At 47.2% G+C, this 17,615-nt stretch carries 16 protein-coding genes; 5 read left to right on the plus strand and 11 right to left on the minus strand.

The window, feature by feature from the left end:
- Positions 1 to 16: 16 nt before the first annotated feature.
- From ACNI23_RS09720 to ACNI23_RS09730, 3 genes are all read left to right on the plus strand, one after another.
- Positions 17 to 589 (plus strand): DNA-3-methyladenine glycosylase I, encoded by a 573-nt coding sequence (locus ACNI23_RS09720; RefSeq protein WP_420248296.1) that lies wholly within the window; start codon positions 17 to 19, stop codon positions 587 to 589.
- Between the two features lie 211 nt (positions 590 to 800).
- Positions 801 to 1,151 (plus strand): hypothetical protein, encoded by a 351-nt coding sequence (locus tag ACNI23_RS09725; protein ID WP_420248297.1) that lies wholly within the window; start codon positions 801 to 803, stop codon positions 1,149 to 1,151.
- A gap of 86 nt (positions 1,152 to 1,237) precedes the next feature.
- Positions 1,238 to 3,751, plus strand: a complete 2,514-nt coding sequence (locus ACNI23_RS09730) for a TIGR03960 family B12-binding radical SAM protein (protein WP_420248298.1) — start codon at positions 1,238 to 1,240, stop codon at positions 3,749 to 3,751.
- Positions 3,752 to 3,878: 127 nt separating this feature from the next.
- On the opposite strand, the gene ACNI23_RS09735 is transcribed toward ACNI23_RS09730, so the two are convergent.
- From ACNI23_RS09735 to ACNI23_RS09780, 10 genes are all read right to left on the minus strand, one after another.
- A complete protein-coding gene (locus tag ACNI23_RS09735) occupies positions 3,879 to 5,012 on the minus strand; it encodes a GGDEF domain-containing protein (RefSeq protein WP_420248299.1) in 1,134 nt (377 codons plus the stop codon).
- A gap of 287 nt (positions 5,013 to 5,299) precedes the next feature.
- The gene (locus tag ACNI23_RS09740; RefSeq protein WP_420248300.1) at positions 5,300 to 6,694 is read right to left on the minus strand and encodes an HD-GYP domain-containing protein; all 1,395 of its coding nucleotides are present in this window, start codon (positions 6,692 to 6,694) and stop codon (positions 5,300 to 5,302) included.
- A gap of 467 nt (positions 6,695 to 7,161) precedes the next feature.
- A complete protein-coding gene (locus ACNI23_RS09745) occupies positions 7,162 to 7,719 on the minus strand; it encodes a single-stranded DNA-binding protein (protein WP_420248302.1) in 558 nt (185 codons plus the stop codon).
- A 12-nt stretch (positions 7,720 to 7,731) separates the two neighbouring features.
- Positions 7,732 to 8,085: a hypothetical protein gene (locus ACNI23_RS09750; RefSeq protein ID WP_420248304.1), complete on the minus strand. Its 354-nt coding sequence runs from the start codon at positions 8,083 to 8,085 to the stop codon at positions 7,732 to 7,734.
- A gap of 72 nt (positions 8,086 to 8,157) precedes the next feature.
- Entirely contained in the window at positions 8,158 to 8,808 is a 651-nt protein-coding gene (locus ACNI23_RS09755; protein ID WP_420248305.1) for a biotin attachment protein, read from the minus strand.
- Between the two features lie 201 nt (positions 8,809 to 9,009).
- A complete protein-coding gene (locus ACNI23_RS09760) occupies positions 9,010 to 11,262 on the minus strand; it encodes a carboxyl transferase domain-containing protein (protein WP_420248306.1) in 2,253 nt (750 codons plus the stop codon).
- A 30-nt stretch (positions 11,263 to 11,292) separates the two neighbouring features.
- The gene (locus tag ACNI23_RS09765) at positions 11,293 to 12,711 is read right to left on the minus strand and encodes a biotin carboxylase N-terminal domain-containing protein (RefSeq protein ID WP_420248307.1); all 1,419 of its coding nucleotides are present in this window, start codon (positions 12,709 to 12,711) and stop codon (positions 11,293 to 11,295) included.
- Between the two features lie 21 nt (positions 12,712 to 12,732).
- The gene (locus ACNI23_RS09770) at positions 12,733 to 13,098 is read right to left on the minus strand and encodes a PilZ domain-containing protein (RefSeq protein WP_420248308.1); all 366 of its coding nucleotides are present in this window, start codon (positions 13,096 to 13,098) and stop codon (positions 12,733 to 12,735) included.
- A gap of 134 nt (positions 13,099 to 13,232) precedes the next feature.
- Complete coding sequence (locus ACNI23_RS09775) at positions 13,233 to 13,985, minus strand: OmpA/MotB family protein (RefSeq protein WP_420248309.1); 753 nt, start codon at positions 13,983 to 13,985, stop codon at positions 13,233 to 13,235.
- 3 nt (positions 13,986 to 13,988) lie between these two features.
- A complete protein-coding gene (locus ACNI23_RS09780) occupies positions 13,989 to 14,741 on the minus strand; it encodes a motility protein A (RefSeq protein ID WP_015852713.1) in 753 nt (250 codons plus the stop codon).
- 110 nt (positions 14,742 to 14,851) lie between these two features.
- Here ACNI23_RS09780 and ACNI23_RS09785 point away from each other — a divergent pair, with 110 nt between their 5' ends.
- Together ACNI23_RS09785 and ACNI23_RS09790 are read left to right on the plus strand one after the other, a co-directional pair.
- The gene (locus tag ACNI23_RS09785; RefSeq protein WP_420248310.1) at positions 14,852 to 15,679 is read left to right on the plus strand and encodes a purine-nucleoside phosphorylase; all 828 of its coding nucleotides are present in this window, start codon (positions 14,852 to 14,854) and stop codon (positions 15,677 to 15,679) included.
- Positions 15,680 to 15,864: 185 nt separating this feature from the next.
- Positions 15,865 to 16,545, plus strand: coding sequence for a hypothetical protein (locus tag ACNI23_RS09790; RefSeq protein WP_420248311.1), 681 nt, complete (start codon positions 15,865 to 15,867; stop codon positions 16,543 to 16,545).
- A 104-nt stretch (positions 16,546 to 16,649) separates the two neighbouring features.
- On the opposite strand, the gene ACNI23_RS09795 is transcribed toward ACNI23_RS09790, so the two are convergent.
- Positions 16,650 to 17,465, minus strand: coding sequence for an ATP-binding protein (locus ACNI23_RS09795; RefSeq protein WP_420248312.1), 816 nt, complete (start codon positions 17,463 to 17,465; stop codon positions 16,650 to 16,652).
- Positions 17,466 to 17,615 lie beyond the last annotated feature (150 nt).

Here is a 17,615-nt window from a genome sequence, read left to right on the forward strand (position 1 = left end):
GAACAAAGGAGTATACATGTCACAATCACGCTGCCAATGGGCACAGCACGAACTGGAAATAGCCTACCACGACAACGAATGGGGAGTTCCCCTGCACGATGATCAACGCCACTTTGAATTTATTATCCTTGAAGGGGCGCAGGCCGGACTATCATGGCTGACCGTCTTAAAAAAGCGCGAGAACTACCGCCAAGCTTTTGCTGATTTCGATCCTGAAATAGTAGCCCGTTTCACGGAAGACGACATTGAACGGTTACGGCAGAATGAAGGAATCATCCGCAACAAGCTCAAGATTAATTCCGCTGTGCGTAATGCCCGGGCATTTCTGGATATTCAGAAAGAATTCGGCAGCTTTGATGCTTACATCTGGCAGTTCACGGGAGGAAAAACAATCCAGAACAATTGGAAATCACTGGAAGAAGTTCCCGCCAAAACAGCGGAAGCGGAAGCCATGAGCAAGGATTTAAAGAAACGGGGATTCAATTTCGTAGGCCCGACAATATGCTACGCATACATGCAGGCCACCGGAATGGTTAACGATCATCTTGTAAGTTGCTTCCGCCACAAAGAGCTGCTTGCTGCCGGATAAAGCACATTAAAATATCCCTTCCAATTTACGCCTCCAACACGCCCTAAACCTTGACACACCGGACTTCAGGCACTAATTCTTACGAGTTGCCCAAAAGCGCAACCGCAAACCGGAACTGGATTTTATAAAACCCGTCCGGTCTTTTTTTTCTAATGAAATTTTAACAGGCCTGACGCAGCTAATCTCGCGCAGCCTGACAAGGAGAATTCTAATGGCGTACGATGTAAAACTTTTCAAACTCATCAACGGCGACATGGTTATCGGTAAATGGGATGAAGCAAACGACAAAATCAATGATCCCGCTGTTCTCCAGACCGTTCCTGCGCAGCAGGGCGTGCAGATGATGATCCTGCCTTTCGGCTACCCTTTCGATAACGAAATCGAAGGCGAGATCGAAGGCCGCCACATTCTCTACACCTACAAGAACTGTCCTGAAGATGTTTCCACCAAATACCTCGAAGCTTCCAGCAACCTGACCCTCTCCAGCGGCGGGCTCGGCGGCATGGGTGCAGGCATGGGCGGCGGTAACGTTTCCGACATTTCCGAACTGCTGAAAAAATAATTTTAAATAGCCTCCGGCGGCACCGCCGGAGGCAAATTCCCATAAATAGCGCAAAGCGCATCAAATTAAATTCAAGGGTTGAACTTTTGAAAAAGCTGCTCCCCCTTCTGCCCCGTCCTACCCGTTATCTGGGTTCGGAATGGGGTTCCGTCCACAAGGACCCTGCTAAGGTCAAGGCTCATATCGCCATTGGTTTCCCGGATCTTTACGAGATCGGCATGTCCTATCTCGGCCAGAAAATCCTCTATGAAATCGTCAACAAGCATGATGATTTCTACGCAGAGAGGGTTTACACCCCCTGCGAAGAAACCGCAGAAATCATGCGCGAACACGGTGAACTGCTGGCCACTCTTGAAAGCGATACTCCGCTGAAAGACGTGGACGCGCTGGGCATCAGCCTGACTCATGAGCTGTGCTACACCAACGTGCTTTTCATGCTTGACCTTGCCGGTATCCCGCTCAAATCTGCTGACCGTGACGACTCCTGCCCTCTGGTCATCGGCGGAGGCGGAGCCTGCTTCAATGCTGAACCTATTGCAGATTTCTTTGATGTAATCATGCTCGGCGACGGCGAGGAATCCATCATCAAAGTCATGGAAGTTATTGCCGAATGCAAAGAGCAGGGACTGGGACGTAAAGCTCGCCTTGAAAAACTTGCCGAACTTCCCGGCATCTACATTCCTGAATTTTTCGATCCCGAGAATCCCGGAGATTTCTTTGTGGAAAAGGCTGTGGTGGAAGATTTCGAACCCATCCCCTTTCCCAAGGAGCAGATTCTTCCTTACGGTCAGGTCATTCACGACCGCCTGACCATGGAAATAGCCCGTGGCTGTACCCGTGGCTGCCGTTTCTGTCAGGCAGGCATCATCTACCGTCCTGTTCGCGAACGCACCCCGGAAACACTGACCAAGACTCTCATGGAAGGTCTGGAAGAAACCGGATACGAGGAAACTTCCTTCCTCTCCCTGAGCACCGGGGACTACTCCGCTCTGGATACACTTTTTGCCCAGTGTTTTGATAACTGTGCAGCTGAGCAGATCTCCATTTCACTGCCTTCCTTGCGTGTTGGTTCACTTTCCGAACCGATCATGGAACGTATCGCCACCATCCGCCGCACCGGGGCCACCCTTGCGCCTGAAGCCGGAAGCCAGCGCATGCGTGACGTAATCAACAAAGGCATCACGGAAGAAGCCCTGCTGGAACATGCGCTCATGCTCTATGAAAACGGCTGGCAGAATATCAAACTCTATTTCATGATCGGTTTGCCCACCGAGACCTTTGAAGACCTCGATGCCATTGTCGACCTCTGTGTTAAGGTTCGCGATGTGGCAGGCAAACACATCAAAAAACTGAACATCACTGCTGCTGTTTCGCCTTTCGTACCCAAGCCGCACACCCCCTTCCAGTGGGAGCGTCAGATTTCTCTCGAAGAAATAGGCGAACGCTTGGATTACATGCGCGAAAAATTCAATAACCAGAAGCGCATTAAGATGAAATCGCATATTCCGCGCATGACCTTCCTTGAAGGTATTTTCTCACGCGGTGACCGCAGACTCGGCCCTGTAATCGAGAAGGCATACAAAAAAGGCGCACTCTATTCCAGCTGGAAAGATCACCTCAAGCTTGAGCCCTACCTTGAAGCCATGGAAGAGGAAGGACTTACCCCCGAAGAGTTCACCGGAGCACGGGACCATGACGCACGCCTGCCTTGGGATCATCTGTCATCCGGGGTCAGTAAGAAATTCCTGCTTACCGAGCTTAAACGAGGTATTTCGGAAAAGATCACCGGAGACTGCCGTTACGAAGAATGCCGCAACTGCGGGGTCTGTAACTTTGACGGCCGCAAATCTCTGCTCGAAAAGCAGGCAGAAAACATGGACCTGCGCCCGAAGATGGTTTTCGAAACCCGAGATCAGACCGGGGATGTTCCCGATTTCGTACAGACAGAAAAACCTGACCTCGGCATCAAGGGCAGCCATTTCCGTCTTTGGTATACTAAAACCGGAACCTCTGCCTACCTGTCACAGCTGGACTTACAGCCTGTGATTGAGCGGGCCATGCGCCGCGCAGAACTGCCGCTGACCTTCTCTCAGGGATTCCACCCCATGCCGCGTATGTCCTTTGGTCGTGCATTGCCTGTAGGCGTGGAAAGCTTGAAAGAATGGATGAACATCATGCTGCGGACAGAAATCGGTGCACAGGATCTGGTAGATCGCCTCAACAAGCAAATGCCCATGGGAATGAAAATTGTCGGAGCTGATCCGCTGTCTTTGTCCAAAAAGCAGAAGCATCCCGAAATAGAAGACTTTACCCTGATCTTCACCTGCTCCGATGAAGAGGCTAAAGAAAAAATCGAACGGTTGCGCGAGTACGCACAGTCGGATGAATACATTGTCTCCCACACCACAAAGAAAAAGGTGAAAGAGAAAAACATCCGTCCCATGCTGGTCAAATTCGATGAAATGAATGAGCGGACTTTAAAACTGACCTTCGACTGGACATCCATTTACATGAGTCCGGTGAAGATGATCGCTGCCATCTGTCCCGGCACAACTCTGCTGGACTTTAACCTAACCAAAACTGATCAGCGATTCGAATAAAAGCCCAATTCAAGACTAATTAAAACGGCCAGTTTACCGGAATATTCCCGTAAACTGGCCGTTTTTTTTGGAAAAGACCAACCTGTCAATCTTAAAATTAGACGGAAGCAATCAGCAACACTCGATACTACTCGGCTACAACAACCTGATTTCGCCCGGATTGTTTTGCCTTATACATAGCCTTATCCGCCATCCTGACTGTTTCTTCACTTGGCTTACTTCCATCACTTGCCGCACACCCTATGCTGACAGTCAAGGAATGATGTGCGCCGGAAGAAGGTAAATAAACCGTATTCGATTCAACGGATTTCCTGATCCGTTCTGCAAGAGCAGCCGCATGCTCAAGCTTGGTATCATATAGTAATATCAGGAATTCTTCGCCACCATATCGTCCAAACAGATCATTATTTCGTAAAACCTTCTTAGTTTTCTTAACAAAAGATTTAAGTATTAAATCGCCTGCATCATGCCCATGCGTATCATTTACAGATTTAAAATTATCAAGATCCAAAAGCAAAGCCGCAAAAGCACCCTTATCTCCATTTAATCGATGAAGCGCCTCATCCAATGCCCGCCTGTTATATGCTCCGGTAAGGGCATCTCTTGTTACGAATTCGATCATTTTGCTTCTGTTTCTTGCGAGCCAGATACTCCCAACGACACCTGAAACCATCCCCAATAAAATTGCTCCCAATGTGGCGATAATTGTTTTAGTTTTGAGATCGTGTATGGACTTGTAGGCCCTACCTACAGCCGCCTCTCTATGTGAAGCAAAACTATCTAAATCCGATGAAATATATTCTACACACAGGTCAAACTCCTCCATCAACTCTGCCGAGTGTCTGGAAATAAGACCGGCTACTTTTACCTGAAAAATCTGATCACCCAAAAGTATACAATTGTCCCATTTCTGTTTCAGAATAAGCAAACTTTTTTTTCTCTCAGCATAAGCAGGATTCTCAATCAGGAGTTTGAAGTAATGGTTTACTTCATCTTTCGACTTCTCCCAAACATTCTTTTCATCCATATTTCCATGAAGTAAATAATCATTGGGAGCCATCATGGAAGTCATTAAAGTTTTTTGCAAAACTCTCACTGGTCGTATTTCGTCGTATACAGTATCTGTGATAAACTCCATCTTTTCAAAAATTGGATGAAAAAACACAAATACTGTAATCAGGACCAATGACAAAATAGGTAACAGAGTAAATGAAACAACCATTAAATATCTTGACTGTCTTTCGGTATTGAAATCATTCATACGCACCTATCTTTTTTACTTACATCTCAGGTTCGGTTCTCCACCTCAAATTGTTTACCGCCGAACCACTTCTAAATTCTTTCATAATAACACTTATCCTATCAAAACGTCAGAAGTATCTTCAACCGAAATGTTAGGAATCACTTTCCTGATATAGACCCAAAAAATAGGGAGCGGTAAAACCACTCCCTGAAATCTAACATTCCTTTCAGCTCTACGCCGAAGAAATAATATCAACTTTAAAAAATACACACGAGAACTTAAAACACTCAACAAGTTAGTCCAATTCAGGACTTCGAGTACTTCATTGGGCAGAGTTTGGCGGAATCATCCTTAAATATTTGTTCCACCTCTAAAAAGGCGTCAACAATAACAGGATCAAAATGCTTGCCGGACTCGCTTTTGATTAATTCCATTGCCTTTTCGTGCGGCCAAGGGTCTTTGTATGGCCGCTTACTGCGCAGAGCATCATACACATCTGCAAGTGCCACTATTCGGGCTGAAAGTGGAATTTCTTCTCCACATACCCCTAAAGGATACCCTGTACCATCCCATTTTTCATGATGATAAAGGGCAACATCTGCAGCCAAAGCAAGGTAAGAGTCCTTACCAAATTCATTGATGAAAATCTCGTTTCCAAGGTTCAGAACTGTCCCCGCTACCTTAGTGTGTTCGCTTACAATCTCAAATTCTTCATCCGTTAATTTGCCTTGCTTCGATAATATTTCAACAGGAACAGAGGTCTTCCCGATGTCATGGAGAATAGAGGCCAAAGCCAGTTCGTCCACGTAGTTCTCTTTTTGAGTGAGATATGGCCTGTATGGTCCATTTTCCCTTAATTTTGAGGCGATAATGTATGTTAAATTTCTTATGCGGTTCAGGTGCTCTCCAGTATCCGGATCATAATTCTCTGCAAGAATGGCAAGTGATTGTATGGAGACTTCTTGCGTGACTTGGAGCTCTTGAGTCTTTTCATAGACAAGCTTCTCAAGATTTTTATTGAGCGACCTTACTTTTTCATCAGCTTGATCTCTATAATAGCTAAGCTTGCCAGCTCTAATAAGCACCACAACAATTATTATCAATAGTGAGAATGATATTGCAGAACCAAAAACGGCCTCATTAATTAAAAGGTTATCCAATTCCTCTTTTCTTAAGGTTAAATCATAATAGAGTTCAAAGGCTCCGGCAAATTTTCCATTATCCATTATTGGAATATATATTTCTGCCAAATCCTTGGAGACGAACCGACCTTCAAGAGTCTGTTGGTTCTTGGTTACGATCTTCGAAAAATTCTGTCCTTTCGCAACAATCAGTTTGAAGTAGTCATGCTTGTTAAGCTTTCCGATATCCTCTGGTGTGGTCGAGTATACAATATTTCCAGCTGCGTTGAAGATTTTGACTTTTTCAAGTCCAAACTTGAGTGTGGCATGTTTCATTAACTCATCAATATCTTTATTAACCTCAAGATCACCTGAAGAAGATATCGTCGTTGCTTCCATTGCCCAATACTTGGCCGTTTTCTCAGCCTCTTCTTCGGAATAATTCAGAAGTTTCTCACTAAAATAGGGCAAAACAAAAAAATAGCTTCGGAGAGGGTAAGCTATCGTCGTAATAATTCCGATGACTAAAAGAATTATTATCTCTGGATGTCTTTTTATGGTCTTTGCAACTTTCTCCATACTGATCTCCAAATCAATTAACCGGAAAAGGAATTAATATACACGATAGATTTATTAACAATTCCCAAAACTGTCTATGGATAATGAAAAATTATAACTCAGTATCTCAGAAGAGTTCTCATACATTCCAATCACTGCAGTGATGCACATTTTAATAATAGTCTTCTCCAGTTTACATTCCAAAGAGTTCGCGAAGCGAGGCCCTGCTTATGATTTTCAAGAATATATTATGATTTACGTCTTGTTTTCAAGATCCGTGTTGATAACAGTTCATTATCAATTCCGATAAAAGCGCACCATTAGTCTTACAACATGAAATGAACAAATATTCACAAGATTCAACGCGTATCACATAGAGCTAAAAAACAAAAAAAAGGGAGCGGTAAAACCACTCCCTGAAATCTAAAACTCCTTTCAGCTCTATGCCGAAGAAGTAATCATATCTTAATAAATCTATACACGAGACCTTAGAACGGAACCTCATCCATTCCGCTTGCTTCAGAAGGAAATGCGGGACCGAGATCTTCATCTTCGGGAAAACCGCCGCCCTGCTGCTGAGGCTGCTGGTTGTTGTACTGTTGCTGCTGAGGCTGGCCCTGATAGCCACCCTGCTGCTGGTTATTGTACTGACCACCGCCCTGCTGCTGGTATCCATTCTGCTGCTGGCCCTGATATCCGCCTGCGTCCTGCCTGCTGTCGAGCCCCTGAATGTTGTTGGCTACGATTTCAGTTGTGTACCGGTCCTGACCATTCTGGTCCTGCCATTTACGGGTCTGCAATTTACCTTCAACCATGACCAGACGGCCTTTGGTAAGGTACTTGCCTACGAATTCGGCAGTCTGACGCCATGCGACAACACGATGCCACTCGGTCTTATCAACTTTCTGACCGGAATTGCGGTCTTTGTAGCCTTCATCAGTAGCTACAGAAAGGTTGGCAAAGGCCTGACCGGAGGTTGTGTATGAAAGTTTCGGGTCCTGCCCGAGACGTCCTATCAATATTACTTTGTTCATGCTTCCTGCCATCTAGGCCCCCATTTATCTGAATTTTCTTTTTGATGCGATCTTTTCCGCAACACTCAGCTCATCTTCAAGATCATAGCTGATGGTATTGGCTTCCGAAGCTTTCCAGTCGCCAAGAGCTTTTTCCATACGCAATTTAAGATCATATGCTTTACGGATGGATTCAGCCATGGCTTCGGCCTTTTCTTCCGGAATCATGCCCAGCTCAAGACGGTCCTTAAGGTCCTCGACAAGCTCGATAACACCGTGCGGACGCCCCTCGGGCTGCGGTTCTTCCCAAGCGGTCTTAACCAGATAAGGCCAGTTTTTCTCAACTTCGGCTTCATCATATGTACGGGCCATAACCCTAATTTGGAGCACATTTCCCATGCGAAAAATCCTTTATTAATACGGAAAAAAAGAATCCGTCAATCGCTAGATTTCAAAAAGCAAAAACTCTTATTAATCAACCTCTTCCCATTCGCTCTGAACGCGGTTGACAACTTCCTGAATCTGCTTGAGCTGATCAGCAGGACAAACACCGATCAGGGGCTGGGCAGCATCAACGTTGTCACCGTTATTGAAATATACGGAATAAATGAGACCTTCGGGCCCGCTGTAGTTGAGCGGAGTTTCCCTTTTCATGCGGGAAACTATAAACAGATCCATACCTTCGGTGACCTTAACGGAACGCTCACCGGAACCTTTGATCTTGGCATCAACTTCAGGAGTGAAGTAGTATTTTGCTTTTTCAGGAGCATTGAACAGAAAAAGAGCTTTCTTGAGGATCAGCTGAATTACTTCTTCTTTAGAAAGGAAGTGGCGGATCTTGATCAGTACTTCCCCTGCTTCAACAAAACTGCCTTCCAGATCCTGACGGATGGAAACAATCTCACCTTTTTCAGGAGCAGTGATGCTCTTGGTATTGCGTTCACGAGTAAGTTTAGCCAGTACGGTGCCGGGCTTTTCCTTCCATTCACCGGAGGGACCTTTCACCTTGTCGCCAACCTTGAGACCGGTAAACTCAACAGTTCCGGTATGGGGTACGGAGATTTCAATTTCCTCGTAAGGAGAAGCCTTGATCTCTTCAAGCAGTTCCTTAATATTCAGCATTATATTAACCTCTGGATTATTTTTACTTATATACCGCCTCATTGGACGGAGATCATTATTTTTACATTTTAAACCGGAGCCCTAAGACCCAGCATCCGGTTCGGGCAATTTGCAGACATTATCAGGCAAAGTCAACCTGCTGCGAAACTCCCTAACACAGAAAACACTTTACGATAAGTACCTACACAAATGTAGGTATATTTATCTATAATACAAATTCCGGCCACCCATGGTCATAAGAGCCTGACCGATATTGCGGCCCATTTCGCGTCTATCCCAGATTCCTTGAATATGTCCTCTGGCAAGTGCATTCCAGGCATTGTGGTAATTAGGTGGAACAGGAATGCCCGTAGTTTCGGTGATAACCCTTGGTCCGGCAAAACCGATCTTGGAAGACCGTATCCCGAACTGATAGGGGGAACATCCCAGAAAACTTGCCACGGACCCACCGTAAGAGTTGGTATCGTAGATTACCAGATATAAGCCCCCGGCATCCACATATTTACGCAGAGCCATAGTACAGCGAGGCATCTGGAGCACACCGTTGGTACCTTCTTGAATGCGGATTCCGGCTGTTCCATGAGCATAAAAAATAAGCGGCAATTGTTTGCGCTGGGCCCTTTCTGCCGCTCGGATAATCTTCTCGCCTTCAGCCGCTCCCACAGAACCGCCCCTGAACGGCGCAGCAAGGCAGATAACCACGGCATTGATCCCGTCCAAACGGGTCTCGAAGGTTATGCAGGAAGAACGCAGACCGGTTTTCTTACGGGCTTCGTCAAGCTTCAAATCAAAACCTTCGTACCCCAGCGGGTTGGCAGATTCTATGCCGGAATTGAATTCAAAACCTTCAGCATAGTTGAAAACATTATACAGATACCACTGGTATTCCATAGTAAAATGGTGACCGCAATTACTGCAAACCCCGGCAAAATCTCCAAACAAATCCGGTGCCCAGAGATCAAGACAACCCTCGGTAGCAGAATTTGGGCATGTAAAAGTACGGTCATCCTTGCACTTGGGACTATTGTATTTCCAGCGGCCTTCTTCAAAACATGGTGACTGGTCAGAAGTGGAAAGACAGAGCAATTTGTCACGTACGTCACTTGAAATCTTAACCGCCGAGCCATTATCGACACTGTTCTTCTTTAGAAGTCTGGCTGTACGCTCCTTGACGAGATGGGCTTCGGCCTGAATCTCTTCCATTCCCTGCTTTGCAGCACGAACGGTACGCCCCACAAGGTTATAGACAAAGAGCGATTTAGTGGACCAAGCCACTCCCTGAACAGCAGCCCCCATTTTCAGGAACACGGAACGCTGGTCCATATATGCAGAGGTGGAAAGGTTGCGAAATTTCTCATAGCGCTTCTCAACCAACCTTGCGCGGGCACGGGAACTCAGGGCCCAGCGCATGAAAACGTCCTCACCCTCTTCCGGTCCCTTCTGCTTGAGAGCCATAGCCCGGAAAAGTTTGAGCCCTTTCACGGAAATACAAACTTCGTTGGTAGCCCGGATTACCTCGGAACGCAGGGTGCGGAAAAAATCATAACTGGCAGGCTTGGCACCCAGATGAGGTTCCTGCACCACGCGGTCAATGTACCCCATCTTCAGGTTATCTTCGGCAGTAATCCCTAGTTTGCGAGCACAATTCCCGATCAGTGCGTTATCCACCCGTTTGCCGCCCTTGAGATTAGCCTCAATGGCTGCTGCGCCTTCCGGGGAAATGACCGAGTAGTAGCCATGCGAAAGCATGAGCCTGCGGTCGGCAAGGCCGATGGCTTCAGCGCCGCCGGACCCGCCTTCGGAAATAACGGAGATGATGGGCACATCAATTTTGCCCATCTCATAAATATTTTTGGCTATCTGCTGCGCCGCTCCGGGGTAATCCTCAATAGGATACGATCCGGGGGTAAAAATATAGGTATGAATGGGAATCCCTTCGGCCTGCGCAACTTTCATGTAATGAAGGGCCTTGGCGTTACCCCAGGGTTTAGCAGAACCTCCATTACGGAACTCCTGCCCATGCCCTTTCTCCTGTCCGATAACCATAACCGGCTGATGGACAACCTTCTGCCCCACCCGTCTGGTAATGTAGGCCTGAGCAATGAGCATGGAAGGGTCGATGCTGAACTCACCCAGTCCGCCAAGCTCGGTGTAGTTGTCGTAAACATTTTCCAGAATATCAGTCAGGCAGATGCGCTGTGGATGACGGACAATGCGCACCCTGTCCATTGGAGTCAGCTCTTTCTCCAGCTTGGATTCAAGAAAAGAAAACAGGTCCTCAAGGCGGGCAAGCTTGCTCAGGGAATCTTTGGTTGAAATGGTCCCGCGCAAACCACGGAACTCATCCAGCTCAGAGCCGAGCATGGAAATATTGGCATTTTCGAGATTCCCGAAAATATCCTTAATATAATTGAGCCTTTCAGAAAGGGCATCGATGCGCTTATCAATATTCATACAATTCCTGAATTATTTCAGCACAAGAGGCTAAAATTCCAACAACCCGGAGCTCTTATCAATCAAATACGAAATATTTGACTCAAGCTTACGTCCCGCCCGATCATGCCCCTGTAGAATCAGGCCCTTTAAAAATTCAACTCCACGCTGCTTGGCATGTTCCAGATTGTCACCGCGGACAATTGCCAGCGCGAGGTTGGGGTCAAATTCAGTGGGGATTTCATACGGACGATCAGTGGGAACCTGAGTGTAAACCTCAAGCCACTCTTCTTGCTGCCAACCGAACTCCTCAATGGTTCCTACCCAAGGAGCAAAATCATTGTCCGGATTCTCGGCAATAATGCGGTATTCAATGGCAACTCCGGAAAGATCTACGTCCTCCTGAACGTAGCCTATGGATTCACCCAGCCCGAGGCGGACCTGCTCGCGCACGATATTCACATTACGCTCACCTTTTATTGCCGAGACGGCAGCGGAGACTCCGTTCTCAACCTGAATACGGGTGTTAACCTCCATGAGAAACGGTTCTCCGCGCGGGGTAACAATCCATTCCCATGTACCCACGTTATCATAATTAACTGCCCGTGCCATGGACAGGGAATGTTCGGTTATGCTGTCCAGCACACCGGAAGCGTTGAAAATATAGTGGATTTCTTGAGGCGCAAATCCGGGAGCAACTTCAATCCGCTTCTGATTTCCGCTACTCTGCACCGAGCAGTTGCGGGTGCCGAAATGAAGATGTTTCCGTCCGCTTCGTTCGCAAACAACTTGAACCTCAAGATGGTTGAATCCGTAGATACGTTGCTCGATAAGCACACCTTCATCATTGAACTGACGTTTGGCGTAATTGCGGATACGTCTGTAAACGGAACGGAATTCATCAGGATCGTTTACTTCTTCAATCCCCATTCCTCCACCACCGGCAGAGGCTTTAACCATGATGGCCGGAGCCTGAAATCCCTGCTCCTTCTGAAAAGCGAAAAGGCTGTCGGCAAGCTCGACAGCCTCAAGTTCATCATAAATCGGACTATCGGAACCCGGTACGGTAGGCACCCCCAAACTGCGCGCAAGACGTTTTGTGTTGATCTTGTCACCCAATTCCTGAATCACCCGCCACGAAGGCCCGATAAAAATAAGCGGTTGTTCTCTCTTCACCACTCGGCGCGCAAACCTGAAATCCTCTGCAAAAAAACCGTATCCCGGATGAATGGCCGAGGCTCCGCTACGGTCCGCAACACTGAAAATTTCATTGGCATCACGGTAGGAACTTATGCAAAAGAGGCTGTTCTCGTCACCATTTTCCCGCGCAAAACGAACATGCCCGCTTTCACTATCCGCCTCAGTATAGATGCAGACAAAATTTTGATTAAGTTCCAGACAGGCTTTAGCTATCCTGATGGCAATTTCACCACGGTTGGCGATGAGGACCTTATGTTCACCTTTATACACAGTAAAATACCAACCGGGAAATCAGGATGCGCCTTTTTTCTTGCGCAGCAGGATCATACGTTTCTGGACTTCTAAAACCAGCTTATCAAGACGTGCTTCCTGATACTTATCCAGATCGACATAAATACAGCCCATCAAACCTTTGCCGATATCACGCACCACCTTAACTTCAATTCCGGTCAAAAGTTCTTTTTTACCAAGGACAAAATCAACCTTGAACTGCTGGCCCACCTCAAAACTATCTTTACCAGCAGAAAAAGCCAGACCGTTAACACTGAAATCCTTCACACTGTAAGTGGAAGGATAACCTTCAATCCTGAGAGCCAGCCCGGGAAGACTGGTCCGGAAAGCTCCTCTTGCCGAACTGCTATCGAATGAAATATCCATTCTTCTCTCCAATCACATTCAACTGGTTAACACCGTTGAGACAAAACAATAATCCAAAATCTATTCCCCAAAATAAAACCATGTCTACTTTGAGAGTGAAATCATACTTTTAATACGCTATAATAATCGCGAGCTTAAGGACCGGTCATAATCTTATCCAGAACAAACTCAACCCGTCGGTTACGCTCACGGTTCCGCTTCGAATTATTGGGAACAAGGGGATCCATTTCCCCAAGCCCTGTCGCGGTAAGCCTATTCGGTTTAATCCCTAATTTCATTAGGTAACGCAACACATTTACCGCACGTAAAGATGAAATTTCCCAGTTATCTTTCAATCTGCTCTTACTGCTGGGCTGAGTATCATCAGTATATCCCTTGATATTGATATACTGGTCAGGGTGGCTGATAAAAAAGTTCTTTAAGGCTTTTACCGCATTCTGCCCTTTTTGACTCAGCTGAACCTGCCCGGGATTGAAGAGTACATCTGAAGGCAGCTTAAGGGTAATTTTGCCATCCTCAAACTTGGCGCTCATGATACCTTCCACGCCCTTTGTGGTCTGAAGATATTTAACATCTTCAAAGACCTTCCGCTGAGCCTTGATGATCTGCCTGCGGGTGACAACCTGATTAAGGATTGCCCCGGCTTCTTCACGAGAGGCCTTGCTGGTAGCAATTTTCTGCAATTTCCCGCTGATAGATTTGCTGACAGACTGGAATGTCATATCAAACTTTTTCGCATCAATCTCGGACATGGAGTAAAGCAAAATGAAGAAAACCAGCAGCAGCATGGATAAATCCGCAAAGGTGGTTATCCACTCATTAGGCTCATCCTCGTCTGCATCGTCATCACCAGCCAGCAGCGTACCTTTCAGAAGCTCATCATCCATGGCTTAATCTCCGCTTCTGTCCTTGGGAGCCTGGAACGAGGAAAGCTTCTCGTAAACCAGACGGGGGTTATTATTCTCAAGAATGGACTTGGCACCCTCGAAAATAATTTCAAGATGCAGCTGTTCCTGAAGAGTTCTGGCTCTAAGCTTTGCCCCGATGGGAATAAAAAGCAGGGTTGCCAACAAGGAGCCGTAAAAAGTAGTCAGGATTGCCACAGCCATAGCCGGACCGATGGATGCGGGGTCCTGCAGGTTGGAAAGCATCTGAACCAGACCGATCAGGGTACCGAGCATCCCGAAGGCAGGAGCCAGACCAGCAAGACGTTTGTATACGTCCTGCGCGATCTTATGACGCCTTTTCATGGCTGAAATTTCAATCTGTAAAGTAGCCCTGATGAGTTCAGGATCAGCGTTATCAGCGATGAGCTGACATGATTTACGCAGAACTACGTTTTCCGTCTGGACATTCTCAAGAGCTATTAAACCTTCACGGCGGCTGATTTCAGCAACCTTAACCATGATGTTCACTACTTCGTTTACTTTGACCTTTCTGGAAGAAAAGGCCTTAAACCCTGCAAGCATGGCCTGCAGAACTTCTTCAAAAGGAAAAGCAACGCAGATAGAGGCCAAAGTTCCACCGATAACAATCATCATACCGGGAACGTTGACAAATACATCAACAGCCCCACCGATAAAAATCGCACCGACAACAAGGGAAAGCCCGACCAGCATCCCGATTAAAGTGGAAAAATCCATAGAATCCCGTTCTCTTTTAAGTTACTAGTTAAGACGGATGATAGAGGAATCACGGCGCATCTTTATGCCCCATCCGTACATTAAACCCGAAACTACGAGTAAAACAACCCATGACCTCCCCGGAATCTATACATACTATTAGCAGGCATATACTAGAAAAGATAGATAATTTTAAAACTAACGCCACCGGGATCATTCTCGGTTCCGGTCTTGGCGAAGCCATAACCCGGCTGGATTCGGCCATTGAAATCCCATACTCTGATATACCGGGCTTCCCGCAGTCCACGGTAAAGGGCCATTCCGGCAGTCTTATCTACGGATTTATGGAAGGAAAGCCGGTACTTGTATTCAGCGGACGTTTCCATATCTACGAAGGATACAGCGCAGCTGAAGCCTGCACCCCGGTAAGAGTCATGGGAGAGCTGGGCATAAAACGGGTTTTTATTACGAATGCCGCCGGAGCACTCAATCCGCAATTTGATGCCGGTGACCTCATGCTGATCACCGACCAGATCAATTTCACAGGTCATTCCCCGCTCACCGGACCCAACAACGACGATTGGGGAGTCCGCTTCCCGGACATGAGCAAAGTTTATTGCGATAAACTGCGCGCCCTTGCCATATCTGCGGCAAAGGACAAGGGCGTCCGGCTTGAACGCGGTGTTTACGTGCAGGTAACCGGACCAAACCTTGAAACCCCGGCCGAAACCCGTATGTTCAAAAGGCTTGGAGCCGATGCAGTAGGCATGTCCACCGCCATTGAAGCCATTGCTGCCGTGCACATGGGCATCAAGGTAATGGGCATTGCCTGCCTGACCAACAAGAACCTCCCGGACTGCATGGCTGAGACAACCCACGAAGCCGTGATTGAGCAGGCAGCTAAATCTTCAACCGCCATGTCGACCCTGATCAGAGAAATTATTTCCCGACTGGATTGATCCTTACTGGCTATGATTGCCATTTTTCCGGCTTTATCTGCCCGGTTTGCCTCTGCAAATCAAATAGCCACGGGGTCAACAGGCTGTTTAAGCGGCTCTTTTGCTCCGTGGCATTTTCATTGCAATTAACTTAGCGTCAGCAACCTATTGCAATATTGCTCATATTTTAAAAACAGGGAACTTTCATGAAAGGCAGAACAATCAGCTTGATACTGGCACTGGCCGCACTTCTGGCCCTTGGCGCATGTTCAGCGGGCTATAAAGAACGGACCTTGGACTATCTCGGCAAACGGCCTACAACCGGACCGTTTTTCAAGGAAGATAATACCCCTATGGTGGAATTGAACTACAATGCCGGGGACCAGATTTCGAACCAGCTTGAAGAAAGGCTGCCTCCGGGTTCCCCCATTACCGTATCCATGTTCCGACTTCGTGGCAGTACCCTACAGACGGACTTTGCCAAAGTACTTACCGAGCAGGTTGCCTCACGTATTGCCCAGAAAGGATTCGCCATTGTTGCTGATAGTTCCCGCTTTCCTCTTGGCGCCCTTGATGAAGATCTCGCCCCGCCGGAAAAATGCGTTCTTGCCGGAGCATATTCCGTCGGCAAGGAACAAATTTTTGTTACCGCCGCAGTTTCAACAGTTGCTGACGGTGAAATTCTCGGATCATGGGACTGGACCGTGCCGCTCAATTCCAAGACTAAAGCCCTGCTGCCCATAAAAGAAGATCCGAACATCTATCCAATGGTCAACACCTCTGGACCGTATGAAAAACGCACCCCAGCTCAATCTTCTGCACAGCCGCAATACGTACCGGACCAGTTCAACAACCAGCCCGGTTTTGAGCAGGATATTATGAATTAAAACAGTCTTTTCAAATAGAAACGGGGCATCTCCAAACAATTCGGAGATGCCCCGTTTCGGCTTATATAGTCAAAGGAGGTAGATGAATCCTTCTTTTTGAAATCCTAGAGAGGTACAGGCTGGTCAAGGGTGGTCTTGGCCTTAATTTCACCGGTACGCTTCACAATTATCTTTTCTGCAGGAATATCAGCTCCGGCCTGCTTGAGGGCTGCAGCCACAATTCTACTGAAATTGGAGCAACAGGGAACTTCCATTTCCAGCACAGTGATGGACTTGATGCCGCTCACGCTGAAAATTTCAGCCAGACGCTGTACATAAAGCTGCACATCATCAAACTTGGGGCAGCCCATGAGAACCTTCTTACCGGGCAGGAATCTTTCATGATAGCCCGGCATCGAAACAGCCACACAGTCTGCGGTAAGCAGCAGGTCCGCACCCTTCAGGAACGGGGCATCAGCAGGTACTAGGCGGATCTGGATCGGCCAGTGGGTCAGATGCGAAGGACCGGCCTCTGCATCAGTCGGTACATTGGCCTGCTGACAGGGAGAAGCTGCCGGAGCAAAAGCCTCAATCCTAGATCCTGCACAGCCGCAACCTCCGGAAGCAGGCTTAGCCTTAGAACCATCCAGATGCAGGCTTTTAGGATCAGGCATGTGATCAGGAACCGCACGGCCCTGTTCGGTAAGCAGTTCTTTAACTGCTTCAGGGTCAAAATCATCGGCTTCCACTTCAATGACCTTCAGAGCACCGGTGGGACATTCGCCCAGACATGCGCCCAAGCCATCACAGTACTTCTCGGCCACAAGCCTGGCCTTGCCATCAATAATCTGCAATGCGCCTTCTTCACAGCCCGGTACGCACTGGCCGCAACCGTCACAAAGATCTTCATCTATAGAAATCATCTTACGTAATACTTTCATTTTATTATCCTCCTGCGCCCCTACAGGGCTTAGGATTTGATGCGCTTACGCGCTTTTTCTCTAAGATGCCTTCGGCGATCCTGCCGGAGGCCTTAAACCCTTTTCCAAAAGGGTTTAAGAATCCCAAAACGTTTTAGTCAGTTTCAGGTG

The sequence above is a fragment of the Maridesulfovibrio pacificus (SeqCode) genome (assembly GCF_048612815.1).
GTDB lineage: Bacteria > Desulfobacterota > Desulfovibrionia > Desulfovibrionales > Desulfovibrionaceae > Maridesulfovibrio > Maridesulfovibrio pacificus.

What these genes read in the sequence shown, in the direction of transcription:
- ACNI23_RS09770 (WP_420248308.1), bottom strand. Translation starts at nt 13,098, where the DNA reads ATGGATATTTCATTCGATAGCAGTTCGGCAAGAGGAGCTTTCCGGACC.
- ACNI23_RS09750 (WP_420248304.1), bottom strand. Translation starts at nt 8,085, where the DNA reads ATGGGAAATGTGCTCCAAATTAGGGTTATGGCCCGTACATATGATGAA.
- ACNI23_RS09755 (WP_420248305.1), bottom strand. Translation starts at nt 8,808, where the DNA reads ATGCTGAATATTAAGGAACTGCTTGAAGAGATCAAGGCTTCTCCTTAC.
- ACNI23_RS09735 (WP_420248299.1), bottom strand. Translation starts at nt 5,012, where the DNA reads ATGAATGATTTCAATACCGAAAGACAGTCAAGATATTTAATGGTTGTT.
- ACNI23_RS09725 (WP_420248297.1), top strand. Translation starts at nt 801, where the DNA reads ATGGCGTACGATGTAAAACTTTTCAAACTCATCAACGGCGACATGGTT.
- ACNI23_RS09780 (WP_015852713.1), bottom strand. Translation starts at nt 14,741, where the DNA reads ATGGATTTTTCCACTTTAATCGGGATGCTGGTCGGGCTTTCCCTTGTT.
- ACNI23_RS09745 (WP_420248302.1), bottom strand. Translation starts at nt 7,719, where the DNA reads ATGGCAGGAAGCATGAACAAAGTAATATTGATAGGACGTCTCGGGCAG.
- ACNI23_RS09790 (WP_420248311.1), top strand. Translation starts at nt 15,865, where the DNA reads ATGAAAGGCAGAACAATCAGCTTGATACTGGCACTGGCCGCACTTCTG.
- ACNI23_RS09795 (WP_420248312.1), bottom strand. Translation starts at nt 17,465, where the DNA reads ATGAAAGTATTACGTAAGATGATTTCTATAGATGAAGATCTTTGTGAC.
- ACNI23_RS09740 (WP_420248300.1), bottom strand. Translation starts at nt 6,694, where the DNA reads ATGGAGAAAGTTGCAAAGACCATAAAAAGACATCCAGAGATAATAATT.
- ACNI23_RS09775 (WP_420248309.1), bottom strand. Translation starts at nt 13,985, where the DNA reads ATGGATGATGAGCTTCTGAAAGGTACGCTGCTGGCTGGTGATGACGAT.
- ACNI23_RS09760 (WP_420248306.1), bottom strand. Translation starts at nt 11,262, where the DNA reads ATGAATATTGATAAGCGCATCGATGCCCTTTCTGAAAGGCTCAATTAT.
- ACNI23_RS09720 (WP_420248296.1), top strand. Translation starts at nt 17, where the DNA reads ATGTCACAATCACGCTGCCAATGGGCACAGCACGAACTGGAAATAGCC.
- ACNI23_RS09785 (WP_420248310.1), top strand. Translation starts at nt 14,852, where the DNA reads ATGACCTCCCCGGAATCTATACATACTATTAGCAGGCATATACTAGAA.